The 22,450-nt window shown below is 59.9% G+C and carries 21 protein-coding genes, 1 tRNA gene and 2 pseudogenes; 14 read left to right on the top strand and 10 right to left on the bottom strand.

Annotated features, from left to right (window positions below):
- Nucleotides 1-453: 453 nt before the first annotated feature.
- Entirely contained in the window at nucleotides 454-1,032 is a 579-nt protein-coding gene (locus BLP23_RS30505; RefSeq protein WP_092588451.1) for a DUF1643 domain-containing protein, read from the top strand.
- Nucleotides 1,033-1,350: 318 nt separating this feature from the next.
- Here the strand turns inward: BLP23_RS30505 and BLP23_RS30500 are convergent.
- Nucleotides 1,351-1,435, bottom strand: a tRNA-Leu gene (locus BLP23_RS30500).
- A 123-nt stretch (nucleotides 1,436-1,558) separates the two neighbouring features.
- Nucleotides 1,559-2,854 (bottom strand): MFS transporter, encoded by a 1,296-nt coding sequence (locus BLP23_RS30495; RefSeq protein ID WP_092588450.1) that lies wholly within the window; start codon nucleotides 2,852-2,854, stop codon nucleotides 1,559-1,561.
- A gap of 124 nt (nucleotides 2,855-2,978) precedes the next feature.
- On the opposite strand from BLP23_RS30495, the gene BLP23_RS30490 reads away from it, so the two are divergent.
- Nucleotides 2,979-3,563 (top strand): TetR/AcrR family transcriptional regulator, encoded by a 585-nt coding sequence (locus tag BLP23_RS30490; RefSeq protein ID WP_092588449.1) that lies wholly within the window; start codon nucleotides 2,979-2,981, stop codon nucleotides 3,561-3,563.
- A 23-nt stretch (nucleotides 3,564-3,586) separates the two neighbouring features.
- On the opposite strand, the gene BLP23_RS30485 is transcribed toward BLP23_RS30490, so the two are convergent.
- Nucleotides 3,587-4,564 (bottom strand): aldo/keto reductase, encoded by a 978-nt coding sequence (locus tag BLP23_RS30485; protein ID WP_092588448.1) that lies wholly within the window; start codon nucleotides 4,562-4,564, stop codon nucleotides 3,587-3,589.
- Between the two features lie 209 nt (nucleotides 4,565-4,773).
- On the opposite strand from BLP23_RS30485, the gene BLP23_RS30480 reads away from it, so the two are divergent.
- Nucleotides 4,774-6,414 carry an AMP-binding protein gene (locus tag BLP23_RS30480; protein ID WP_092588447.1) on the top strand — a complete coding sequence of 547 codons (1,641 nt, stop codon included), beginning with the start codon at nucleotides 4,774-4,776 and terminating at the stop codon, nucleotides 6,412-6,414.
- Here BLP23_RS30480 and BLP23_RS30475 read toward each other — a convergent pair.
- The 3 genes from BLP23_RS30475 to secA form a co-directional block, all read right to left on the bottom strand.
- On the bottom strand, nucleotides 6,398-7,675 hold the full coding sequence (locus tag BLP23_RS30475) for a GNAT family N-acetyltransferase (RefSeq protein WP_092588446.1): 1,278 nt from the start codon (nucleotides 7,673-7,675) through the stop codon (nucleotides 6,398-6,400). The two genes, BLP23_RS30480 and BLP23_RS30475, sit on opposite strands and share 17 nt — an antisense overlap.
- Nucleotides 7,676-7,677: 2 nt before the next feature.
- Nucleotides 7,678-9,087: a lipopolysaccharide biosynthesis protein gene (locus BLP23_RS30470; RefSeq protein ID WP_092588445.1), complete on the bottom strand. Its 1,410-nt coding sequence runs from the start codon at nucleotides 9,085-9,087 to the stop codon at nucleotides 7,678-7,680.
- Between the two features lie 162 nt (nucleotides 9,088-9,249).
- Complete coding sequence (gene secA, locus BLP23_RS30465) at nucleotides 9,250-11,964, bottom strand: preprotein translocase subunit SecA (protein WP_092588444.1); 2,715 nt, start codon at nucleotides 11,962-11,964, stop codon at nucleotides 9,250-9,252.
- A gap of 247 nt (nucleotides 11,965-12,211) precedes the next feature.
- On the opposite strand from secA, the gene BLP23_RS30460 reads away from it, so the two are divergent.
- From BLP23_RS30460 to BLP23_RS30435, 6 genes are all read left to right on the top strand, one after another.
- Entirely contained in the window at nucleotides 12,212-13,087 is an 876-nt protein-coding gene (locus BLP23_RS30460) for a peptidylprolyl isomerase (protein ID WP_092588443.1), read from the top strand.
- Nucleotides 13,088-13,201: 114 nt separating this feature from the next.
- Entirely contained in the window at nucleotides 13,202-14,443 is a 1,242-nt protein-coding gene (gene argJ, locus BLP23_RS30455) for a bifunctional glutamate N-acetyltransferase/amino-acid acetyltransferase ArgJ (RefSeq protein WP_092588442.1), read from the top strand.
- Nucleotides 14,412-15,233, top strand: a complete 822-nt coding sequence (locus tag BLP23_RS30450) for a GNAT family N-acetyltransferase (RefSeq protein WP_407691820.1) — start codon at nucleotides 14,412-14,414, stop codon at nucleotides 15,231-15,233. Before argJ ends, BLP23_RS30450 begins: the two co-directional genes overlap by 32 nt.
- Nucleotides 15,230-15,643: an 8-oxo-dGTP diphosphatase MutT gene (mutT, locus tag BLP23_RS30445; protein ID WP_022718767.1), complete on the top strand. Its 414-nt coding sequence runs from the start codon at nucleotides 15,230-15,232 to the stop codon at nucleotides 15,641-15,643. The genes BLP23_RS30450 and mutT overlap by 4 nt, the downstream gene beginning before the upstream one ends.
- Before the next feature lie 124 nt (nucleotides 15,644-15,767).
- Entirely contained in the window at nucleotides 15,768-16,085 is a 318-nt protein-coding gene (locus BLP23_RS30440; RefSeq protein ID WP_092588440.1) for a hypothetical protein, read from the top strand.
- 37 nt (nucleotides 16,086-16,122) lie between these two features.
- The gene (locus tag BLP23_RS30435) at nucleotides 16,123-16,290 is read left to right on the top strand and encodes a Flp family type IVb pilin (protein ID WP_092588439.1); all 168 of its coding nucleotides are present in this window, start codon (nucleotides 16,123-16,125) and stop codon (nucleotides 16,288-16,290) included.
- Nucleotides 16,291-16,313: 23 nt separating this feature from the next.
- On the opposite strand, the gene BLP23_RS30430 is transcribed toward BLP23_RS30435, so the two are convergent.
- Entirely contained in the window at nucleotides 16,314-17,198 is an 885-nt protein-coding gene (locus BLP23_RS30430) for a methyltransferase domain-containing protein (protein WP_092588497.1), read from the bottom strand.
- Nucleotides 17,199-17,339: 141 nt separating this feature from the next.
- Here BLP23_RS30430 and BLP23_RS34825 point away from each other — a divergent pair.
- The 4 genes and pseudogenes from BLP23_RS34825 to BLP23_RS30410 form a co-directional block, all read left to right on the top strand.
- Nucleotides 17,340-17,604: pseudogene (locus tag BLP23_RS34825) on the top strand (double zinc ribbon domain-containing protein); the annotation flags it as partial.
- 121 nt (nucleotides 17,605-17,725) lie between these two features.
- Nucleotides 17,726-17,983, top strand: coding sequence for a glutaredoxin 3 (gene grxC / locus BLP23_RS30420; protein WP_092588438.1), 258 nt, complete (start codon nucleotides 17,726-17,728; stop codon nucleotides 17,981-17,983).
- A 10-nt stretch (nucleotides 17,984-17,993) separates the two neighbouring features.
- Nucleotides 17,994-18,851 (top strand): carbon-nitrogen hydrolase family protein, encoded by an 858-nt coding sequence (locus tag BLP23_RS30415; RefSeq protein ID WP_092588437.1) that lies wholly within the window; start codon nucleotides 17,994-17,996, stop codon nucleotides 18,849-18,851.
- On the top strand, nucleotides 18,848-19,276 hold the full coding sequence (locus BLP23_RS30410; protein ID WP_092588436.1) for a DUF1178 family protein: 429 nt from the start codon (nucleotides 18,848-18,850) through the stop codon (nucleotides 19,274-19,276). Before BLP23_RS30415 ends, BLP23_RS30410 begins: the two co-directional genes overlap by 4 nt.
- Before the next feature lie 3 nt (nucleotides 19,277-19,279).
- Here BLP23_RS30410 and ubiG read toward each other — a convergent pair whose 3' ends face one another.
- The 3 genes and pseudogenes from ubiG to BLP23_RS30395 all read right to left on the bottom strand — a co-directional run.
- Entirely contained in the window at nucleotides 19,280-20,026 is a 747-nt protein-coding gene (ubiG, locus tag BLP23_RS30405; RefSeq protein ID WP_092588435.1) for a bifunctional 2-polyprenyl-6-hydroxyphenol methylase/3-demethylubiquinol 3-O-methyltransferase UbiG, read from the bottom strand.
- A gap of 53 nt (nucleotides 20,027-20,079) precedes the next feature.
- Entirely contained in the window at nucleotides 20,080-21,507 is a 1,428-nt protein-coding gene (locus BLP23_RS30400; RefSeq protein ID WP_092588434.1) for an amidase, read from the bottom strand.
- Between the two features lie 79 nt (nucleotides 21,508-21,586).
- Nucleotides 21,587-21,778: pseudogene (locus tag BLP23_RS30395) on the bottom strand (cysteine hydrolase); the annotation flags it as partial.
- Nucleotides 21,779-21,942: 164 nt separating this feature from the next.
- Here BLP23_RS30395 and BLP23_RS30390 point away from each other — a divergent pair.
- Entirely contained in the window at nucleotides 21,943-22,446 is a 504-nt protein-coding gene (locus BLP23_RS30390; protein WP_092588432.1) for a hypothetical protein, read from the top strand.
- The last annotated feature ends 4 nt before the right edge of the window (nucleotides 22,447-22,450 follow it).

Below are 22,450 nucleotides of genomic sequence, written 5' to 3'. Positions count from 1 at the left end.
GACAGATCGAAAAGCCCCTGGTACGAATAAACCGTCTGCTTCTCCGAATTCCCGAACGAATTGGTTATTGCGACCACAGGTCCTTGCGCTGGCCGGAACTCGCTTGTCGCCCCCGAATTCCTCAATAAGAAACCGTTCTTTGCACTCTTGGCTGAAGGACAATCCGCGGCATAAGAAACAACCGGAAGGACAACAAGAAGGAGTACGTTGAGGAGGCGGCTTTTGATCGTGATCTTTTGACGGCAGAGGGTTAGGGTTTCCCGAACGCTAGATCATCAGAATTAAAAGGTCGACAAGAATAATCGCTTTGGTTGAAGTTTCTCACAGCTGACCGGTTGACGACGAGACGCCATCAGTTGCACAGGCGAACTCCGCCAGGGGTATACTGAATGCTTCGTCATTGTCGGCGAAGGCCGCAACGTCTTCCGCCGACGCCTCGAAAGGAGAGACGGCATGACGCAGCTCGCACGCGATGGCAGCATCGGTCCAAGCAAAAAGGCCGCCGTCATTTCTGATTGCGGCCGATTTCGTTACGAGCTGACGCGTGTGTGGGAGAAGGGCAGGCCGCTGCTCGTCACCTGCATGCTGAACCCGTCGACGGCCGATGCCGACAACGATGATCCGACGATCCGCGCGCTGAGCCATTTTGGTAAGGCGTGGGGCTATGGCGGCCTGCTGGTCGTCAACCTCTTCGCCTTCCGCTCGCCGAGCCCGATCGTGATGATGTCGTCGCACTATCCGCGCGGCCCGAAGAACGTCCAGTTCATCGATATCGCCTTGACGCTCGCCCGCTCGCAGAACACGCCGGCTCTTGCCGCATGGGGCGCCAACGGCGCGCACCACGCAGGTCCGAACGACTGGGAAGGTGGACAGGACTGGTTCTGCAGCCGCGCCCGCCACCAGACCGTCGATCTCGTCTGTCTCGGGCTGACGAAGGACGGATTTCCGAAACACCCGATGGCACGTGGCGTCCATCGCATTGATCGGACCCAGCAGCCGGTCATGTTCCGGCGCGCAACGGAGGCTGCGTAAACGTTAAAAGCAATCGATGATATGATCGCCGAGCGGCGGCGTATCACTCTGGCGGGCGAGTGGTCGCCTGACTGGTTTAAGCCGAGGGGTCGTGCGACGGAGTTTGCAGGCCGTTCAGGGTTAACGGCCCCGGCAACAAGATGCGTGACTGGTCCGACCAGGCCGACTTGTTCCACTGCACGGCGCCCGGCCTGCGCAAGGCGGTAGCGACGATCGCCGCTGAGACCAGTGCGACCGACGAGGAACCAATGGCGATCTTCGGCTGGACGACGAAGAGCCAGACGACGACCTACGACTTATCGGATCATTTTTCGTCGGTGGTGCCCCATGCCGGGGTCGAACCAGCACTTCTTTCGAAACTCGATTTTGAGTCGAGCGCGTCTACCAATTCCGCCAATGGGGCAACGGATACCGACGAGCCGGGTGTCTAACATGTGACCCCCGACCGCGCAAGACGGCGGGCGGGCTTATCAGGCTGATTTGATACGGCTTCCGGCTTGATGTTCCGTGGGAAAGCCTTTTGCAGTCAGTGTGCGGTAGCGAGTGCCGGTTCGGTCAGGCCGGACTTCTTCAACGTGATGGCGAGGATCGAGGCGAGCAGGCAGAAGGCGCCGGCAACGAAGAAAGCCGGCAGGTAGCTCGACAGCTCGGTTCGCGAAAGGCCCGCACCATAAGCAGCAGTTGCCGCGCCAAGCTGATGGCCGGCAAAGACCCAGCCGAAGACCAGACCGGCCTTCTCCCGGCCGAAGCGGTCGGCGGCAATCTTGACGGTTGGCGGAACGGTGGCGATCCAGTCGAGGCCGTAGAACACCGCGAATATCGAAAGACCGTAGAAGCTGAAATCGCTGAAGGGCAGGAAAAGCAAGGAGAGCCCGCGCAGACCGTAATACCAGAAGAGGAGCCAGCGGTTGTCGAAGCGGTCCGACAACCAGCCGGAGCCGATCGTGCCGAAGAAATCGAAGATACCCATTACGGCGAGAACGCTGGCCGCCGCGACAGGCAGGATGCCGAAGTCGCCGCAAAGCGTGACGAAATGAGTCTGGATCAGCCCGTTTGTGCTGAGGCCGCAGATAAAGAAGGTGGCGAACAAGATCCAGAAGGTCGAAGTTCCGGAGATCTCTTTTAGGATCGTGATCGGCGTCTTCAGCGCGCCGACCAACGTGCCGCGTGCCGGCGGCGGCGCGACATGAGCTTCGCCGAGCGCGGGCAGGTTTAAGTCGGAGGGGCGGTCGCGCATGAAGGCAAGTACGGCAAGTGCGGCAACCATGATCATGGCGCAGACGAAGAAGACCGTGGAGCGCCAGCCGTAGCGTTCCGTCAGTTCCGCCATCAGCGGCAGGAAAACGAGCTGACCGGTGGCCGAGCTTGCCGAAAGCATCCCGACGACAAGGCCGCGGTGCTTCGTGAACCAGCGCGCAGATATGGTCGCCGCAAGCACCATGGCCGTCAGCCCCGTGCCGAAACCGACGACGATGCCCCAGAGCAGCAGAAGTTGCCAAAGCGATGTCATGAAGAGCGAGCCAACGAAGCCCGCGCCAATCAGCGCAAGCGCGAAGGCGATGACCTTGCGCACGCCGAAATAGTTCATGAAAGCCGCCGCGAAGGGACCCATCAGGCCGAAGAGGACCAGGCGGATCGCAAGTGCGGAGGAAATCTGCGAAGTTTCCCAGCCGAACTCGTCCTGCAGCGGCTTGATAAGCACGCCCGGCGCACCCATGGCGCCGGCGGTGACCAGCATGGTCAAAAAAGTCGCTCCGACGACGATCCATCCGTAATGGATGTTGCGGCGTGCAAGAGTGGAGGCAAGCGCAGTGGAAACCATGGGGCAAGTTCCATTCGTGGGAATGATGGATGCATCACCAATTTAGATGATGGTCATCATGTTTGTTGCGTATTGATGATGGGTGTCATATAATTTGTCAAGGGACTATTTTCGGAGCCGGTTCATGCGCGTCAGCCGCGAAAAATTTGCAGAAAACCGCCAGAAGATCCTGGAAGTCGCGGGCGTGATGTTCCGCGAAAACGGGTTTGATGGCGTGGGGGTTGCCGATATCATGAAAGCCTGCGGGCTGACGCATGGAGGCTTCTATGGCCACTTCCAATCAAAGGAAGAGCTGCAGTTGGAGGTCAGCCGTGCGCTGATCGCCAGGGTGGAGGTGCGATGGAAGGCGCTCATCGCCGACGCACCGGATCGCCCGCTGGAAGCCCTCCTCGACCACTATGTTTCCTGGTGTTCCGTCGACAATCCAGGCTCGAGCTGTGTCTTCGTGGCGCTGATGGAAGAGGTGAGCCGCAGCAGCGGTGCGGTGCGGGAAACATTCAACGACGGGCTTTCCACGCTTGTCGATATCCTTGCCGAGATCGTTCCGGGTGAGACGCCCGAAGAGCGCCGCAAGAATGGCTTTACGACGCTCTCATCAATGATGGGAGCCGTCAGTCTGGCGCGCGCGGTCGAAAATCGCGAGTTGGCCGGTCAGTTCCTTTCGACGATGCGCGAGAAGCTGGCACCGGCAAAATTTGTCGGCGCCTGAGTGCCCGTCGGCATGTGTCTGCTTTATTTGAAGCCTTCCACGTGATGCGGAACATAAGGCTCTTCGAGTGCGGCGACATCCTCGGCGTTGAGCTTGACAGCCAATGCCCCAACGGCGTCCGAAAGATGGTGCGGCTTTGATGCCCCAATGATCGGTGCGGTCACCGCGCTCTTCTGCAAGATCCAGGCAGTGGCGATCTGGGCTCGGGAGACGTGATGTGTCTTCGCCAATCGGCCGACCGTGTCGATGATTTTGCGGTCGGCGTCTTCGGCCTGCCTGTAGAGCGTCTTGCCGAATTCATCCGTTTCCGTACGGGCGGTCTTTTCGTCCCAGTCGCGCGCCAGGCGGCCGCGGGCAAGCGGGCTCCACGGAATGACAGCGATCTTCTGATCCTCGCAGAAAGGCAACATCTCGCGCTCCTCCTCGCGATAGAGAAGGTTGACATGGTCCTGCATGCTCACGAATTGAGTCCAGCCGTTCAGCCTCGAGGTGTAGAGCATCTTTGCGAATTGCCAAGCGTACATGGACGAGGCGCCGATATAGCGCGCCTTGCCGGCCTTCACGACGTCGTGCAGCGCCTCCAGCGTTTCCTCGATCGGGGTCGTGTAGTCGAAGCGATGGATCTGGAAGAGGTCGACGTAATCCGTGCCGAGCCGGCGCAGGCTATTGTCGATCTCGTCGAAGATCGCCTTGCGGGAAAGACCAGCGCCGTTCGGACCGGGGCGCATGCGGTTGAAGACCTTCGTCGCGAGTACGATATCCTCGCGCTTCAAGTCCTTGATTGCCCGTCCGACGATTTCCTCCGACGAGCCGTCGGAATAGGTATTCGCCGTGTCCAGGAAATTGATGCCAAGATCGAGTGCCTGCCTGATGATCGCGCGGCTTTCCTCCTCGCCGAGCGTCCAGGCGTGGTTGCCGCGGCCCGGATCGCCAAAGGTCATGCAGCCGAGGCAGATCTTCGAAACTTCGAGGCCAGTGCCTCCGAATTTGACATAGTCCATGAACTGACTCCGTGAATGAATCTCAATCCCCCGAGACACCTCGGGGTGATGTAGGGCGCAATCGGTGAGAATGTCAGCAATCCCGGCGAAAGAATATTCCAGGGACATCCGTGCGATCATGGAGTGGAGCTTTGAAACACGCAATCGAGCGAACTTGCACTCGATCGCCGCAAGGTGTTAGCTGGTGCAGCATTCACTGGATTTCGAGTATGAAACTTCCTGCCCGCGATCGCTATGATGGTCTTTATCGCGATTTTTCGTGGGAGATTCCCGAAGACTTCAATATCGGGCGTGCCGTCAGCGATGAATGGGCGGCGCAGGCACCGGAACGCATCTGCCTCGAGCATTTCAGCCCGGACGGCCGTCATTTGTCGATGACCTACGGCGCACTGGCGGCTCGCTCGTCGTCTTTTGCCAATGCATTGACCTCGCTCGGCATTCGCCGTGGTGATCGCGTCGCGTTGCTTCTGCCGCAATGTTTCGAGACGGCGATCGCCCATGTGGCTATCTACAAGATCGGAGCGATTGCGCTGCCGCTCGCGCTGCTCTTTGGCGTCGAGGCACTGGAATACCGGCTGAGAACGTCAGGCGCGGCTGCGATCGTCACCAACTCGTTCGGACTGGAGCGGGTGAACCAGATTCGCGAAAACCTGCCGGAACTCAACACGGTCATCACCATCGACGGCGACGAAGCGTTTTCTTTCGGAGCGCTCGTCGAGGCGCATCCGCCGCTTTTCGACGTTGCTACGACCAGCCCCGAGGATCCGGCGTTGATGATCTTCACATCAGGCACGACGGGGCCGCCGAAGGGCGCGTTGCATGGCCATCGCGTTCTGGCGGGCCACATTCCCGGTATGCAATTCGCGCATGAAGGTTTTGCCCAGCCCGGCGACAAGGTCTGGACGCCGTCCGACTGGGCTTGGGCGGGCGGGCTGCTGAATGCGCTGCTGCCAAGCCTCCTGCTTGGCGTTCCTGTCGTTTCCTCTCCGGCGCAGAAGTTCGACGCCGATATGGCTTATCGCATCATGGCCGAGATGAAGGTGCGCAATGCCTTCATTCCGCCGACAGCGCTCCGTCTGCTGAAATCGATCAGTGATCCCCGCGCGAAATACGATCTCAATCTGCGTACTATCGGCTCCGCCGGTGAATCGCTCGGTCGCGAAACCTATGAGTGGGCGCGCCAGGCGTTCGGCATCACCGTCAATGAGTTTTATGGCCAGACGGAATGCAATTTCGTACTCTCCTCGAGCGCAGGCTACGGTGTCACGAAGGCAGGCGCGATCGGCCGCGCGGTTCCCGGTCATCGGGTTGCTATTGTCGGCGAGAGCGGCGATGAAGTGTCCCCCGGCGAGACGGGCCAGATCGCTATCAAGGCGCCCGATCCGGTTATGTTCCTCGGCTATTGGAACGACGGCGAGGCAACCAGGAAGAAGTTCATCAAAGGCTGGCTGCTAACCGGCGATCTCGGTCATCAGGATGAAGAGGGTTACGTCACATTCGAGGGCCGGGATGATGACGTCATTACCTCGTCAGGCTATCGCATTGGTCCTGCCGAAATCGAGGATTGTCTGTGCGGTCACCCGGCCGTGCAGCTCGCTGCCGTCGTCGGCAAACCGGATCCGGTGCGCACCGAGATCGTCAAGGCCTATATCGTGCTTTCACCTGGCCGCACGCCCAGTGATGCGCTCGGCGCTGAAATCCGCGATTGGGTGAAGATGCGGCTTTCGATGCACGAATATCCGCGCGAGGTAGAATTCGTGGATGCGCTGCCGTTGACGACGACAGGCAAGGTCATCCGCAGACTTCTGCGCGAAAAGGCGGCAGGCGAGGGGCCTAACCGCGCCGTGTGAGCGATATGATCTTCTCGCGGAGCATCTTCGCCATATTGCGAGTGCTGCGATACATATGCAACTGAGCGGCGGCCTGCCGGACATCGCGGTCGCCGTTCTGTTTCAGGCCGATCACCAGGGTTCCCATTTCCTCGCGCTCCTGCCAGAAGCGGCTCATGATCGGATGGTCCGGCACCGCACAGGAATCGGAACGCACGATATTCGCATCGTCGAGATGCCACTCCGTCAGTTCGGCCATCAGAAGCTTGCCCGGAGAATAGCGGGCATAGGCCTCGTCGTAGGCCGTCTTCCAAGTATAGGCTTCACCGCCCATCATCAGCACGACTGTTGCCGCAATTGCCTTGCCGTTCAGGTCGATCGTGTGAATACGCACGGCGTCGATCGCTGCGAGGTTCGAGACGGCTTCGCGGGCGAAGGCCGTGTGGTAGCGGTCGGTTGCCAGCGCGCTTCGTCTCTTGCCTTTCCAGCCGCCGGCTTCCATTGCCAAGAATTCCTCAAACCGCGCATGAATATCGCGGGGCTGGCGCACGACGACATAGACAGCTGTTCCGAGCTCTTCGAGCTGCCGCCATTGACGGCGCATTTCCCTTTTATGCGAAGAAGAGATGGTACGGCTAAGATAGGCCATAGCGTCGTCCTCGCTCTGCAGCATCGGCCGCTGGGATGGATTGGTGACCGTGACCGGCAGGTTGCGGCCCAGCGCGACTGCCTTTGCCATGCGAGCAAAGATGCCGTTCAGGCGAATATCCGGCAGCACCAGCGTTGCGGGAAGGTTCAGATCGCGCTCCGTCAAGCCCTCAAAAAGATTGTCCAGCGTCTCAGCCGCATCTTCTGCATCCACCAGGGGGGTGCCAAGAGGCGCGAAGCTGTTCGACCATGCGCGGATGATCGAGGGTCCGACGGCAAAGCCGGGTCTTTCGACAGAGAACGGCATCAGGAAACGCAAGCGGCTGCGCCGGCCGTCCTCGTCGCGGATCAGCGCGAAATTCACTTGCCGGTCTTCAAGCCGCGGCATGGCGGGCGCGAGGAAGCGGCCGGTGAAGAAAACATTCGGCTCCATCGCACGGTTCGAAAGGAAGTCCAGTTCGTCCTGCAATTCATAGCCGAGCCTGCCGGGATAGAGGCAGAGCTCCCGACCCGGGCGCCCGATCTCGATGCGCGCTTCGGCCTGCGGCAAGTCGAAGTTTATCGAGGCAAGCTCGTGAACCATGCGATTGGCATTGGTATCCGTGCTTTCGGTGACGGGGGGGACACGCACCATTGTCAGGTTCTCGTTTCTATCGTTGCCGGCGGGCGGCTGAATGCAAAAAGGACAATGCCGAGCGCCCGGCGCACGGCGATGTGCAGCAGGATCGCTTCCACACCCATTGCCGATGCCGTCGCGATCGCAGTGCCGACAGTGCCAAGGTGCGGGATCAGAGCGATATTCAAAGAGACGTTTGCCGTGAGAGCCGCCGCATAAAGGGCGACGCAGAGGTTCTGCTTTCCGGCCATCATCAGCAGCGTTTCGGCCGGACCGACGAGGGCCTTGGCGAGGATGCCCGCAAGCAGGATCGCCATCAGAACATAACCCGCCGTAAAGGCTCCGCCGAAAAGCGACAGCAGCAAATGACCGGCTGCAACGACTGCGAGCCCGAGGGTCAGCGCCGGCCAGAAGGTCCAGCGCGCAGCGTCGATTGCTGCTGCGGCAAGCTGCTCGCGGGTGCCTTCCGCGATGAGGCTGGAGAAGCGTGGACCGGATGCTGCCTTTACCGAGAACATGATGAAATGCACCAGCGCCATCGTCTTTGCGGCGGCAAAATAGATCGCCACGTCATGCGGCTCGAGGAAGATGCCGACGACAACCACATCCGAATTGGTCAAGAGGAAGCTCACGCCTTCGACCAGGAAAATCGGGAAGGCGATGTTCAGCCAGTTGAGGAAATCGACCCTGCGCGGTCCCTCGCTGTAGTGGCGGCGCAGGCGCAGGAGTGTCGCGATGTATTGGCCGATGGCGGTGACATAGGTTGCGGCCAGCGCGGCTTTCATGGCGGTGATGGCAGAATGTTCCGCACCGGCTCCGATCGCTGCCAGCATGAAGAGGATGATGAGGACAGGCCGGATGATGTAGACCGGGCTCAGTGCCATGACCGGCCAGTGATTGGCACGCGAGGTGCCTTCCAGAATGTCGCCGAGCGCGATCATCGGCATGGCAAGAAGGCCAAGGAAGACAGGAATGAGATAGTAGGACTCAATCCTGTCGCCCAGGAAATGGAGTCCCGCCATACCGGCAGCCATCACCAGCGTTCCGGAAAGCATGGCGAAGGTGCGAGCCGTTCCCGTCAGGCCGCGAATTTCCTCGACGGCACCTGCAGCCTTGTATTGCGGCAGGAAACGAACGATCGCGGTATGAAAGCCGAGGCAGGAGAGATCGCCGAACAGGACAATCAGAACCCAGACAAACACGAAAATCCCGTATTCATATTCGCCCATGAGACGCGCGAGGATGATCTGGGAAATGAAGGCGAGGGCGGCGCTCACTATGCGGATCGAAAAGGCGGTAAGTGCCATCCGCTGTGCAGTCGCCTTGTCGCCGTGCCCGGTCAAAACTGCGGCAAGCATGCGCAGCAGGCGGCTTCCCGCTGGACGCAGGCCCGCAGGCAGCAGTCTTTCCGCTGTTTCAATGACCGCCATTACGAACACGCAACACTCTGAACTCAGGCAAATCGTGTCAGAAGTCTTGTCAGATCAGGATTAAGAAACGGTTGTGGCGAGCACATTATCCTTAGCCGCCAGTTCGTTTCGCACAAAAGAAATGCCGCCCGAAGGCGGCATTCTTGAACTGCCTGCCCTCGCTTAGGCTTCGGCAAATGCACCGTGGCAGTGCTTGAATTTCTTGCCAGAACCGCAGGGGCACGGCTCGTTGCGGCCGACCTTGCCCCAGGTAGCCGGGTTGTTCGGATCCCGGTTTTCCGGCGAGATGATCACTTCGGATGCCTGGTAGATCGGCGCGAAATCATTCTCGCCCGTGTCGGGGTCCAAGTGCTGGGCTTGCATGACCGGCAGTTCCGGCTCGGCGGGCGCCTGCTGCACCAATTCGACGCGCATCAACTGCGCCGTCACAGCCTCGCGCAAGCTGTTCAGCAGCGTCTGGAAGAGCTCAAAGGCTTCGGATTTGTATTCCTGCAGCGGATCGCGCTGGGCATAGCCGCGGAAGCCGATGACGGAGCGCAGGTGATCGAGGTTGACGATGTGCTCGCGCCAAAGATGGTCCAACGTCTGCATCACGATCGAACGCTCGACATAATGCATGATATCCGGGCCAAAACGCTCTGCTTTTTCGGTGAAGGCCCCGTTGGCAGCTTCCGTCAGACGTTCGCGGATATCGTCTTCACCAATGCCTTCTTCTTTCACCCAGTCCTCGATTGGCAGATCGAGGTTGAGAAGCGCGGCAACCTGCTCCTTCAATCCGGTAGCGTCCCATTGCTCGGCATAGGCGCGCTCGGGAATATGCTTCTCGACGAGGTCCTCGATGACTTCGCGGCGCATATCCGAAACGGTCTCGGAGATGTTCGAAGCTTCCATCAGTTCCAGGCGCTGTTCGAAGATCACCTTGCGCTGATCGTTCAACACGTCGTCGTATTTCAGGAGGTTCTTGCGGATATCGAAGTTGCGGGCCTCGACCTTCTTCTGGGCGCGCTCCAGAGCTTTGTTGATCCAGGGATGGACAATTGCCTCGCCTTCCTTGAGACCAAGCTTCTGGAGCATCCCGTCCATGCGATCAGAGCCGAAGATGCGCATCAGGTCGTCCTGAAGCGACAGATAGAACTTGGAGCGGCCCGGGTCGCCCTGACGGCCGGAACGGCCACGGAGCTGATTGTCGATGCGGCGACTTTCATGGCGTTCCGTCGCGATGACGTAGAGACCGCCGGCGGCGATCGCCTGCTCCTTGAGTTTCTGGATCTCCTCGGCGATCGCTGCAATCTTCACGTCGCGTTCCGGGCCAGGCTCGACCTCGCCAAGCTCGCGTTCGATGCGCATGTCGAGGTTGCCGCCGAGCTGGATGTCGGTACCGCGGCCCGCCATGTTGGTGGCGATCGTGACCGCGCCCGGCACGCCTGCTTGCGCAACGATATACGCTTCCTGCTCGTGATAGCGGGCGTTCAGGACCTGGAAGTCCTTGAAGCCCTGCTTGCGCATCAGCTCAGCCAGAAGTTCGGATTTCTCGATGGAGGTCGTGCCGACGAGCACCGGCTGGCCGCGCTTCTGGGCGTCTGCGATCTCGGCGATGATCGCTTTGTACTTCTCCTCGAAGGTCCGGTAGACCTCGTCGTCTTCGTCGATACGCTGGATCGGCAGGTTGGTCGGCACTTCGATTACATCGAGGCCGTAGATGTTGCCGAATTCTTCCGCTTCAGTCTGCGCCGTACCGGTCATCCCGGCGAGCTTTCCGTACATGCGGAAATAGTTCTGGAAGGTGATCTGTGCCAGCGTCTGGTTTTCCGGCTGGATCTGCACCTTTTCCTTGGCTTCCAGCGCTTGGTGCTGGCCCTCCGAATAGCGGCGGCCCGGCATCATGCGGCCAGTGAATTCGTCGATGATGACGATTTCACCATTGCGCACGATGTAGTCCTTGTCGCGCTGGAAGAGTTTATGGGCCTTCAGCGCATTGTTGATGTGATGGACGATCGCGACGTTTTCTATGTCGTAGAGCGCGCTGCCTTTCAGGAGGCCGGCCTGCTTTAGGAGACCTTCGAGCTTTTCAGTACCAACTTCAGAAAAGTTCGCCGAACGTTGCTTCTCGTCGATTTCGTAATCTTCTCCCGACAAGAGCGGAATGAAAGCGTCGATCGTGTTATAGAGATCGGAGCGGTCGTCGAGCGGACCTGAGATGATCAGCGGCGTGCGTGCCTCGTCAACCAGGATCGAGTCCACTTCGTCGACGATCGCGAAGTTGTGGCCGCGCTGGACCATCTGGCCCTTCTCATACTTCATATTGTCGCGAAGATAATCGAAGCCGAGTTCGTTGTTCGTGGCGTAGGTGATGTCGCAATTGTAAGCGGCAGCGCGCTCCTCATCCGACAATCCATGGACGATGACGCCTGTGGTGAGCCCGAGGAAGTTGTAGATACGGCCCATGTTGGCAGCGTCGCGGCGGGCAAGATAGTCGTTGACGGTAACGACGTGGACACCCTTGCCGGAAAGCGCATTCAGGTAAACCGGAAGCGTCGCAACCAGCGTCTTACCTTCACCGGTCTTCATTTCGGCTATGGCGTTCGAATGCAGGATCATGCCGCCGACAAGCTGTACGTCAAAAGGCCGCAGGCCGAGTACGCGGCGCGAGGCTTCCCGCACGACGGCGAATGCCGGAACGAGGATGTCGTCGAGCGTCTTCCCGTTCGCCAGCATCTTGCGGAATTCCACCGTCTGGGCGGCGAGCTGTTCGTCGCTCAAGGCCCTCGTCTTCTCTTCGATCGAGTTGATGGCGGCGACTTTCGGCTGGAAGGACCGCACGCGGCGATCATTGGCAGAGCCAAATATTTTGCGGGCGATACCGCCGAAGCTGACCATATGACTGGTCCTTTCTCAATATTCTTCCCCGGCTTTTCTTATACGCACACCCAGCCGAAAATCAGGCACACGTCTCGAAACGCCAGGAAACTTTTCTGGACGCGAGGTTGCGTGACAGATAAGAGGGGGGTCGAATGATGTCAACGGATTTGGCTGATATAGAAAGGCCACATTCCAGTGTTGATGGCTGTTTTGGGCTGGATTCACGAATGCTGAAACCGGTGATGTAACTCTGAAAGGTTATTTGATGTTGAGCTACAACAAACTCGCCGTGATGGCGCTTGCAACTTTTGTTGCGCTTCAGGCGCCGGTCTATGCGGAAGACAAGCCGGATGCAGTCGTTGCCAAGGTCGGCGACCTTGAGATTCATCAGTCGGAACTCGATCTGGCCGTCGCCAACCTCGATCCCCAGCTCGCCCAGCTCCCGGACGATCAGAAGAAGGTTGCGGCGCTTTCGGCCGCGATCGACGTGAAGCTGCTCGCCGGCGATGCCGCTGCCGAGAAGCTCGATCAGACCAGCGAATTCAAGAAGCGCATACAGTACCTCTCGGATCGCGAACTCCACAATGCCTATTTCAAGAAGCATGTCGTCGATACCGTTACCGACGATGAAGTGAAGGCGCGCTACGACAAGGAAGTTGCAGCCCTTCCCAAGCAGGAAGAAGTTCATGCTCGCCACATCCTCGTGAAAACCGAGGAAGAGGCCAAGGATGTCATCAAGCAGCTGGATGGCGGCAAGGACTTTGCAGAACTTGCCAAGGAAAAGTCCACCGATCCGAACAAGGCTGACGGTGGCGATCTCGGCTACTTTACCAAGGGTCGCATGGTCAAGGAATTCGAGGACGCAGCCTTCTCTCTCGAAAAGGGCACCTATTCCAAGACGCCCGTGAAGACCGATTTCGGCTTCCATGTCATCAAGGTCGAGGACAAGCGCGACGCTCCGCCGCCGCCGCTTGATCAGGTCAAGGACCAGGTTCGTCAGCTTGTCATGCGCGATAAGTACCTTGCACTCCTCGCCAAGGCGAAGGAAACGTCCAAGGTCGATATCATGGACGAAACGCTCCGCAAGGGTTACGACGACGCAAACAAGCAGCAGGCGCCAGCCACGCAGCCGCAGCAGTAATTTCCATCCAGGGCCCGGTTCTTCCGGGCCCTTCACTATCCTCTGTTGTCGCATTTCCTGACGGCGAACCGTTTTCCAAGTCGCCTGGAAATGCCTATAGCTAGGTCGATCCTCATGTCCGGTTCCGTTTCTCCGCTCGCTCCGAAAACCTTTGCCACGATGCCGGCGCTGCGCGGCGTGCGCATGGCGACCGCTTCCGCAGGCATCAAGTATAAGAACCGGACCGACGTGCTGATGATGGTCTTCGACAGGCCGGCCGCTGTTGCGGGGGTTTTCACGCGATCGAAGTGCCCGTCGGCGCCCGTCGACTTCTGCCGTGGCAATCTGCCGCACGGCCTGGCGCGCGCCGTCGTTGTCAACTCTGGCAACGCCAATGCCTTCACCGGCCTGAAGGGACGCCAGGCGACCGCCTTGACGGCAAAGTCGGCTGCAGCTGCCGTCGGCTGCGCCGAGAATGAAGTCTATCTGGCGTCGACCGGGGTGATCGGCGAGCCGCTGGATGCGATGAAATTCGCAGGTGTTCTCGACAGGATGCATGCCGAGGCGACTGGCGATTTCTGGTTCGAAGCCGCCAAGGCGATCATGACCACGGACACCTATCCGAAGGTTTCGACCCGCAGTGCCGAAATCGGCGGCGTGAAAGTGACGATCAACGGCATTGCCAAGGGCGCCGGCATGATCGCACCCGACATGGCGACCATGCTCTCCTTCGTCGTGACGGATGCCGATATCGCGCCGGCCGCCCTGCAGGCACTGCTTTCGGACGGCGTCGGCCCGACCTTCAATTCGATGACGGTGGATAGCGATACGTCCACCTCCGATACGCTGATGCTGTTTGCGACGGCTGCCGCCGCCGAGGACGGTCAGGTCCGCATCGATCGCGCCGACGATCAGCGCCTTGCCGCCTTCCGCGCGGCGCTCAATGAAGTGTTGAAGGATTTGTCGCTGCAAGTTTGCCGTGATGGCGAAGGCGCCACCAAGATGCTCGAAATCAACGTGACCGGCGCAGAGAGCGATGCGGCTGCCAAGCGCATTGCACTTTCGATCGCGAATTCGCCCCTGGTGAAGACGGCTGCCGCCGGCGAAGACGCTAATTGGGGCCGCATCGTGATGGCCGTCGGCAAGGCCGGCGAGATGGCCGATCGCGATCGACTCGCCATCTGGTTCGGCGATGTACGTGTCGCGGTTAACGGTGAGCGCGACCCTGATTACTCGGAGGAAGCCGCCTCGAATGTGATGAAGAAGCAGGATATTCCGATTAAAGTCGATATTGGGCTCGGCGCGGGTGCGGCTACGGTCTGGACCTGCGACCTCACAAAAGAGTATGTGGCGATCAACGGTGACTACCGGAGCTGATCGTTCATTGACTGAAACATTGTCCCAAAAGGCAAATTTGCCGCTCGTACGCAGGCTGGAAGCTGTCGGTTTCCGGGCGTGGCCGGCTTCTTCCGTGCAATATGACGGCAGCTGGCAGGTGCGGCTGACGGCGGGCCATCCGTCGAACCGGCTGAATTCCATCGTGCCGCTCGACCCTTCCGATCATCGCGACGTCGAAATCCGGCTGGAGAAGGCCAGTCGCAAATTCGAGGCTTACGGCCGGCCGGCCGTCCTTCGCCAGACACCGCTTGCGTCGCCGGTTCTAATCGATCTCGTCAAAGAGCATCGATGGACGCATTTCGACGAGACAATCGTCATGACCTGCGACCTGGCGCATGCCGAACTGCCGGACACGCTCGATCACCTGCCGACCCATGACATCGGCCGCTTCGTCGATGCCAATCTCGCGACGGATCAAGTCTCCCCGAAGCTGAAGCCGGCGCTTGCGGAGATCATTAACGCGATCGGACCGCCGTGCGGTCTCTTCATGATCGAGGACCCGGAAACCGGCCCGCTTGCAACCGTGCTTTGCGTTCAGGACAACGATCTTGCCGGCATCATGTCGCTTTCGGTGGCTAAGAAGCGGCGGCGGGAGGGTCTCGGCCTCGAAATCCTGACCTCTGCCCTTCGCTGGGCGCGCATGCGCAGCGCCCGCTCGGCCTGGCTGCAGGTCAAGGCTGCAAACGTGCCGGCTCTGACGCTCTATGACCGTCTCGGTTTCCGCGAAGCTTACCGCTACAGCTACTGGCGCCGGGAACAGGCGCGATGAGTGAAGCCGGCAAGAATATTCTGTTGGTTGCCGCCTGCGCGCTGATCGATTCCGACGGCCGTATCCTTCTGGCGCAGCGGCCTGAGGGAAAGTCGCTCGCAGGCCTGTGGGAGTTTCCCGGCGGCAAGGTCGAACCTGGCGAGACTCCAGAGGAGACCTTGGTGCGCGAACTCGAGGAAGAACTTGGCGTCAAGACTAAGGTTGCCTGCCTCGCGCCGCTGACATTTGCCAGCCACAGCTACGACACATTTCACCTCCTAATGCCACTTTATGTTTGCCGCCGCTATGAGGGCATTCCCCAGGGCAGGGAGGGCCAGGCTTTGAAATGGGTAAAACCCATGGCTCTGAGGGATTATCCGATGCCGCCAGCCGACGAGCCGTTGATCCCTATGCTTCAGGATCTACTTTAGCGAATTATCGCTTTCTTGCGGCAAAGTGCCGGTTTCGGCCAGAGTTATTAATCGATCGTTTATCACCTTCTGCCAAAGATCGGCCTCACTCAAGCAAGTGGCGTGTGAGTAAAAGGCTTGACGCATGGACGACGATTTCTGGAAAGCTGTCCGAGAAAAAGAACAGAGCTCGAATGCTTCGCGCAGGACGGGCGCGCTCAATCTCGCTTTGCTTTTCGGCACCGCGGTCGTTGCGCTGACGCTCATCCTTACTCCGATGCTTGCCGACAAGTCCAAGTCGAGCGTTTTCGCTAGTGTTCCAGCCGAGTTCGATACGATTACGACTGGATCGATCCCGAGAACGGAAAACGGCAAGCGCTACACGATCCGACGTAGCGTCCTGCAGGAGACGCCCGGCTCGGTCTGCGTTGTCCAGGGGTACGGTTCAGGAGCCGGCTGCTGAGGAAATCGAATATCCGCCTTGGCGGGAAAGGTGGCGCATGCGTATTCTGAAAGCTTTCCTTGCAGATGTTCGCGGCGCGACCGCCGTCGAGTACGGTCTACTGGCCGCCCTGATTTCAGCCGCCCTTGTCGGCGGACTGACGACCTTCGGCGACGGCCTGCAAAACACCTTCAATACGGTGTCCAACAACCTCGACAACCACTAGGCGTTCAACTGGCTCGCCTCCATTCACTGCTTCAACTTGTGCTCTTCCACACGCAGAGCATCGGCAAGCCGCGCTTTCGCCGAGCCCGGCTGCAACGGCTTCTGCTGGCTTTCATGCGGTGCCCATCCTGAAACATAGATGATCGAGAATGTCGCCCTGATACGCCCGTCCGGATCGGAGTAGCGCGCGGCATAAATTTCTGCCGCGCGCAGAAAGAATGCGCGGGTGGGCGGCTTGCGGCTGCGGGCGGCGAGCGGATTGGACATGCCCATGGCGCGCAGGTCTTTCATCAGCGCGAAGAGGGAATCGTAGCGGACGGTATAGGTCTCGACGTCGATTACCGGCAGCGCGAAGCCGGCACGCTGGAGGAGGCCGCCGACATCGCGGACGTCGGCGAACGGGATCACGCGCGGGCTCGCGCCTCCGGTCATCTCCGCTTCCGTTGCAAGCAGAACGTCCCTGAGTTCCTGGAGAGTTCCTGCTCCGGGGATGGCCGCAAGAAACAGGCCGTCGGGCTTGAGAGCGCGGCGAATCTGGATGAAGACGCCTGGCGTGTCGTTGGTGAGATGCAGACAGAGCGGGGCAAGAACGAGGTTGGCCGACTGCGGCTCGATCGGCACGTCTTCAAGTGGCGCCATGGCCAGCACTTCATTCGGCGCGGCAAATGCCTGTTCCGCCTCGACCCGGGTCATTGCACCGATCTTACCTGTTGCGACTGCCGCCCGCGCCGCTGCTCCTGTCATCCCGTGCAGTTCCACGGCGGTCTCGAAATGGCGTTCGACGACGGCCAGCCGATCGGCAAGTTCCGCGGCGGCGATATCCAGAAGAAAGGCAGCTTTCGGATCGGCGTTTTTCAATGCGCGACGGCGGTTTGCAGCGATCGCGGCCCGGTCGAAGATCATATCCATGCGCATGTCCATAGTCCTGCGCGCGAAGGGCGGCAAGGCGGATTTTCCTTTCCTGCGGCAAGCGCCAATCTTCGCAAATGGGGCTCATCAATTTCGATTGACCGGGGCGCTGCGATTAACGCGATTCTTGCGCCCTTTGCCATGTTCGCCGATCGGCACTTTCCACCGGTCCGCGCCGCCTGCGGCATTATTGCTGCTGGCCACCGCGGATCATGTCCGAAATGCTGGTCCCGCATGCACTTCATCGAGCGGCTTTGTTGCCAAGTGCTGGGTCTGCCGTTCTCGCACGATCTCGGTGCAGGAATACTGAGCGCCGAGGCGATCACCAATGCCCTTCGACCGGCTTCGCTCAGTCGTCGCGCACGATCACGCCGTCGGCGACCTCGTCCACGGTCTCCAAAGCAGAGCTTGCCCGCAACCCGCGTTCTTCGGCGGGCGGCGCCGAGGACATCACGGTTTAACCTTTGCAAGGGCTTTCTCGGAACCTATATGAGAAAAAGAAACCGGCATCCGTCTGGAGGTAAAATATGGCACCAGTCATCATCTATACGCGGCAGTTCTGCGGCTATTGCGCTCGCGCAAAATCTCTTCTCGAAGAGAAAGGGATCGATTATGTCGAACACGACGCGACCTTTTCGCCGGACCTTCGCCAGGAGATGATTGGCAAGTCAAATGGCAGGACGACATTCCCGCAGATATTCATAGGCGGACAGCATGTTGGCGGATGCGATGATCTTTATGCGTTGGACCGGGCCGGCGGGCTCGATCCCATGCTGGTAGCCTGAGGGAAGACCGATGACGTTCAAGGCCGCTGCCGTTCAGATGTGTTCCGGAGTCGATCCCGCGAGGAACGCAGCCTCGATGATGCACTTGGTGCGTGAGGCAGCAGCCCAGGGCGCCATCTATGTGCAGACGCCGGAAATGACCGGCATGCTGCAGCGCGACAGGGTTGGCGCGAAACTGGTGTTGCGCGGCGAGTCGGACGACATCATCGTCAGAACGGCATCCGCGCTCGCTGCCGAACTCGGCATCTACCTGCATGTGGGCTCGACGGCGATCGCACTCGACGACGGCAAGATCGCCAATCGCGGCTTTCTCTTCGGCCCGCAAGGCAAAATCCTCAATCGCTACGATAAGATCCATATGTTCGACGTCGATCTCGATAACGGCGAAAGCTGGCGGGAGAGTGCCGCCTATCGTCCGGGCTCGGAAGCGCGCGTCTTGTCGCTGCCATTTGCGGAAATGGGCTTTTCGATTTGCTACGATGTTCGGTTTCCTGCGCTTTTCCGCGCCCAGGCGATTGCCGGGGCGGAAGTCATGACGGTGCCTGCCGCATTCACGAGGCAGACGGGTGAGGCGCATTGGGAAATCCTGCTTCGCGCCCGCGCCATCGAAAACGGGGTTTTCGTCATTGCTGCGGCCCAGGCCGGGCTTCATGAGGACGGCCGCGAGACCTACGGGCATTCGATGATCATCGATCCCTGGGGCAAGGTGCTGGCCTCGGCCGGCGGTACCGGCGAGGCGGTGATTGTCGCGGACATCGATCGAACGGCGGTCAAGGCCGCGCGTGACAAGATTCCGAATCTGAAGAACGGCCGTGAATTCTCGATCGAAAAAATAACAGGGGCTGTCGTGGGAGGCGTCGCCACTTGATCCGTTATTCCCTCAGTTGCGAGAATGCCCACGAATTCGAAGCATGGTTTTCCCAAAGTGCCGATTTCGACCGGCAAGTTGCGTCCGGTCACCTCACCTGTCCGGTCTGTAATTCCACATCCATCTCGAAGGCGTTGATGGCGCCATCCGTCTCGACCGCCCGCAAGAAGGACGAGATCAAGACGCTGGCGATGGATACCGCGCGCCGCGACGCCTTTGAGAAGCTGAAGGCGGCTGTCGCTCACATCAAGGCGAACGCCGAGGATGTCGGCGCGCAGTTTCCCGAAGAAGCTCGCAAGATTCACTATGGCGAGGCGGACGCCCGCGGCATCATCGGACAGGCGACGACCGACGAGGCCCAGGCGCTGCTCGAAGAAGGCATCGAAATTGCAGCGCTTCCGGTGCTGCCCGAAGACGTGAACTGATCGCTATTCGGGCCGCTTCGCCAGCAGCATGTAGTTCACGTCCATATCCTTGGACAGGTTCCACTGGTTCGACAGCGGATTGAAGAAGACGCCGGTGCGCTCGATAATCGTCATGCCGCTCGCCGCAAGCGGCTTTTCCAACTCTTCAGGGCGCACCAGCTTTTCATATTGATGGGTGCCGCGCGGCAGCCAGCGCAGGATGTTCTCGGCCGCGAAGATCGCAAGTGCGGCGGCCTTCATCGTGCGGTTGATGGTGGCGACGAACATCAGCCCGCCGGGGCGCACCATTCTGGCGCAGGTCGTCATGAAGAATTCGACGTCGGCGACATGTTCGACGACTTCCATGTTCAGCACGATATCGAAGGTCTCGCCGGCTTCCGCAAGCTGTTCGGCGGTGACTGCGCGGTAATCGACTGTGACGCCAGTCGCTTGCGCGTGTGTCGAGGCAATGCCGATGTTTTTCTCCGAGGGATCTGCACCGACAACACTTGCGCCCATGCGGGCGACGGGTTCCGAAAGCAGGCCGCCGCCGCAGCCGATGTCAAGCACGCGCAGGCCCTCCAGCGGACGCGGACTCTTCTGGTCACGGCCGAAGTTTTCGGCTGTCTTGTCGCGGATATAGGTGAGGCGCACCGGGTTGAACTTGTGCAGCGGTCTGAACTTGCCGGTCGGGCTCCACCATTCCGCTGCCATTGCGGAAAAGCGGTCCACCTCGCTCTGGTCGATCGTGCTTTTTGCCGCGTCGCTCATGACCCTGCTCCTTGCGTTCGTCGTGAGTGAAGTCGGACGATCAGCAGCATAAGTCAAGAGGCGGGAAAACGGGGAACGGCTAGACGCGCCTCGAGTGCCGCACCTATCGCCAGGACGTCTTCGTCGGCAAAGCGGCGTCCGACGATCTGCAGCCCGACCGGCATGCCATTTGCTGCGGGACCGACCGGCAGTGAAAGCGCGGGCAGTTGCGGCAGCATGTTGAAAGGGCAGGTCATGTCGAGCCCGGCGAAACGGCCGTCCGGACAGGTCGCGACATAGTCGTCGTCAGTTCCGCTGGCGAGCGGAGCGGTAATGGCGCAGGTGGGGCAGAGCAGGGCATCGTAGCTCTCGAAGAGCTTTGCCATATCGCGCCACATTGCGGTGCGCAGCAGTTCCACGCGCTTGTAAGCGGTGGCATTCATTGAAAAGCCGCGCTCGATCATTGCTACGACGGCGGGATCCATTTTCTCCCGGTATTCGGTAATCGTCTCGCCGAAGAAGCCAGACATGAAGACGCACCAGAGATCGAACCATTCATCGTTAACCGACCGCGTCCAATGCATCGGGACTTCATCGACGATGGCGCCGGCGCGGCGCAATTCCTCGACAGCAGCACGTATCGCATGCTCGACCTCGGGCTGGATACGATAGTAACCGAGGTCCATTGAGAGTGCGAAACGCTTGCCTTCCAGCTGGCTGTCTCGTGCCGCATGTGACACGAAGCCGATCGGCAGCGAAGAAATGTCCTCGTCGCTCGGACCGCAGGCCGCTTCCATGAAGGCGACGGCGTCTCCCACCGTGCGCGCGAGCGGACCGAAATGCGAGATGTTGTCGAAAACACTTGGGAGGATCGTCATCGGAATTCGTCCGAGGCTCGGTTTCAGACCGACCGTGCCGCAGAATGCGGAGGGAATACGCACAGAGCCGCCCATATCCGTGCCCTCCGCGAAGGGCACGACGCCGGTCGCGACCGCAACTGCCGACCCACCAGAGGAGCCGCCGCAGGTGCGCTCCGGATCCCACGGGTTGCGGGTCACGCCCCAGCGCGGGCTTTCGGTGAAGCTCGCAAAGGCGAATTCCGGCGTTGTCGTTTTTCCCATCAGAATGGCACCCGCGGCTTGAAGACGGCGGATGCAGAGCGCTGTTTCGGCGGGCACCCAGTCGCCCTTTGTCCATGAGCCCAGCGTCGTCAGATCGCCTGCGGTCGGCGTCAGGTCCTTGGCGGCAAACGGTACACCGTGTAGTGGGCCGGTTGCTTCGCCGCGAGCGACGGCGCGATCCGCCTCGCGGGCCGCTTCGAGCGCCTGCTCCTCACGAAGGACGGTGAACGGATTCAGCGTTTCGCGCACCGCCTTGGCGCGGCGGATCGATTCCGCCACCACGTTTTCGGAGGCGAACCGGCCCTGGCAGATGCCGCTTGCGATTTCCATTGCAGGAAGGTCCAGCGGATGTGGCGTGGCGGTTTCCAGTGGCTTGCTCATCGTGGCTTCTGCCGGCGTGAAGGAGTGCGTGCTTTCTTATGCGGCTCTAGTTTCAACGGATATAGTGAAGCATGCTCGATCAACCACGTGCTTGCTGCAAAAAGTCATCCGTTGCAATCACCTCGAGCTGAACGGAGAGGCGATTTCTCAGAGGTTCCAGCGAGGCATCAAAGGTTTGGTCGTCGTTGCTGCAGAACGCATCTTCGACACGGATGACGCGATAGCCGAGATCAATCGTCGTCGCCATCACGCACACGTCGGTTTCGCCGCCTGCAGCATAGGCGCTGCATGTCGACATATGGCGCCAATTTCCGAGCGGTCCTCTGTTTCATTGGAACCTCCGACCTTTCAACTCGGCATAGGTTGGGTTCCTTGAATTTTTGAAACTCGTTGCGGCCCGCGGCGTTATCTCGCAGGCGGATAAAGGCGGCGCAGATGACGAACAAAAGGACCGGCAGCGACTTTTTGCCCGACGGCGTCACTGAACATCGGGACTTTCAACGGCGGGTCTGGATCATTCAGCGCGCCGCCTGGTTTGTCTTCGGCCTTATCCTCGCGAGCTGCCTCTTCGGCGCGTTGGGAAAGGGCGGATATCTTTCCCGCGTCTCGGTGGAAACGCCGCAAGGAACGGTCGACTACCCAGCCATCTCGCGATGGAATGCGCCGGACGAGATCCATGTTCGATTCGGACCCGGCGATGTGGATTGCGTCTTCACAGTCGATGCAGCGTTTCTGAAGGGCTTCTTCGTCGAGGGCATCGATCCGCCACCAAAGGCGGTAACGTCCAAAGCCGGCTTGATCCACTATCAGTTCACCGGCGATCCAGGCATGCCGATCGATGTCAGGTTCCGCCTACACACCCAGTCGCCGGGCTTTCATCGCATTCGTCTCGGTATCGGCGATCACGTTTCGGCGCCGCTTGTCTTGATCCTTCCGTGAGGAG

It is taken from the genome of Rhizobium mongolense subsp. loessense (assembly GCF_900099775.1).
In the GTDB taxonomy this organism is placed as follows: Bacteria; Pseudomonadota; Alphaproteobacteria; order Rhizobiales; family Rhizobiaceae; genus Rhizobium; species Rhizobium loessense.
Note: the sequence above shows the minus strand (reverse complement) of the source record. Positions and strands in the feature narration are given on the sequence as shown.

Coding starts and splice junctions, on each gene's coding strand:
- grxC (WP_092588438.1), top strand. CDS start 17,726: ATGGCACCAGTCATCATCTATACGCGGCAGTTCTGCGGCTATTGCGCT.
- BLP23_RS30480 (WP_092588447.1), top strand. CDS start 4,774: ATGAAACTTCCTGCCCGCGATCGCTATGATGGTCTTTATCGCGATTTT.
- secA (WP_092588444.1), bottom strand. CDS start 11,964: ATGGTCAGCTTCGGCGGTATCGCCCGCAAAATATTTGGCTCTGCCAAT.
- BLP23_RS30430 (WP_092588497.1), bottom strand. CDS start 17,198: ATGGATATGATCTTCGACCGGGCCGCGATCGCTGCAAACCGCCGTCGC.
- BLP23_RS30440 (WP_092588440.1), top strand. CDS start 15,768: ATGGACGACGATTTCTGGAAAGCTGTCCGAGAAAAAGAACAGAGCTCG.
- BLP23_RS30390 (WP_092588432.1), top strand. CDS start 21,943: ATGACGAACAAAAGGACCGGCAGCGACTTTTTGCCCGACGGCGTCACT.
- BLP23_RS30505 (WP_092588451.1), top strand. CDS start 454: ATGACGCAGCTCGCACGCGATGGCAGCATCGGTCCAAGCAAAAAGGCC.
- BLP23_RS30485 (WP_092588448.1), bottom strand. CDS start 4,564: ATGGACTATGTCAAATTCGGAGGCACTGGCCTCGAAGTTTCGAAGATC.
- BLP23_RS30460 (WP_092588443.1), top strand. CDS start 12,212: ATGTTGAGCTACAACAAACTCGCCGTGATGGCGCTTGCAACTTTTGTT.
- argJ (WP_092588442.1), top strand. CDS start 13,202: ATGTCCGGTTCCGTTTCTCCGCTCGCTCCGAAAACCTTTGCCACGATG.
- BLP23_RS30470 (WP_092588445.1), bottom strand. CDS start 9,087: ATGGCGGTCATTGAAACAGCGGAAAGACTGCTGCCTGCGGGCCTGCGT.
- mutT (WP_022718767.1), top strand. CDS start 15,230: ATGAGTGAAGCCGGCAAGAATATTCTGTTGGTTGCCGCCTGCGCGCTG.
- BLP23_RS30450 (WP_407691820.1), top strand. CDS start 14,412: ATGTGGCGATCAACGGTGACTACCGGAGCTGATCGTTCATTGACTGAA.
- ubiG (WP_092588435.1), bottom strand. CDS start 20,026: ATGAGCGACGCGGCAAAAAGCACGATCGACCAGAGCGAGGTGGACCGC.
- BLP23_RS30435 (WP_092588439.1), top strand. CDS start 16,123: ATGCGTATTCTGAAAGCTTTCCTTGCAGATGTTCGCGGCGCGACCGCC.
- BLP23_RS30490 (WP_092588449.1), top strand. CDS start 2,979: ATGCGCGTCAGCCGCGAAAAATTTGCAGAAAACCGCCAGAAGATCCTG.
- BLP23_RS30475 (WP_092588446.1), bottom strand. CDS start 7,675: ATGGTGCGTGTCCCCCCCGTCACCGAAAGCACGGATACCAATGCCAAT.
- BLP23_RS30495 (WP_092588450.1), bottom strand. CDS start 2,854: ATGGTTTCCACTGCGCTTGCCTCCACTCTTGCACGCCGCAACATCCAT.
- BLP23_RS30415 (WP_092588437.1), top strand. CDS start 17,994: ATGACGTTCAAGGCCGCTGCCGTTCAGATGTGTTCCGGAGTCGATCCC.
- BLP23_RS30400 (WP_092588434.1), bottom strand. CDS start 21,507: ATGAGCAAGCCACTGGAAACCGCCACGCCACATCCGCTGGACCTTCCT.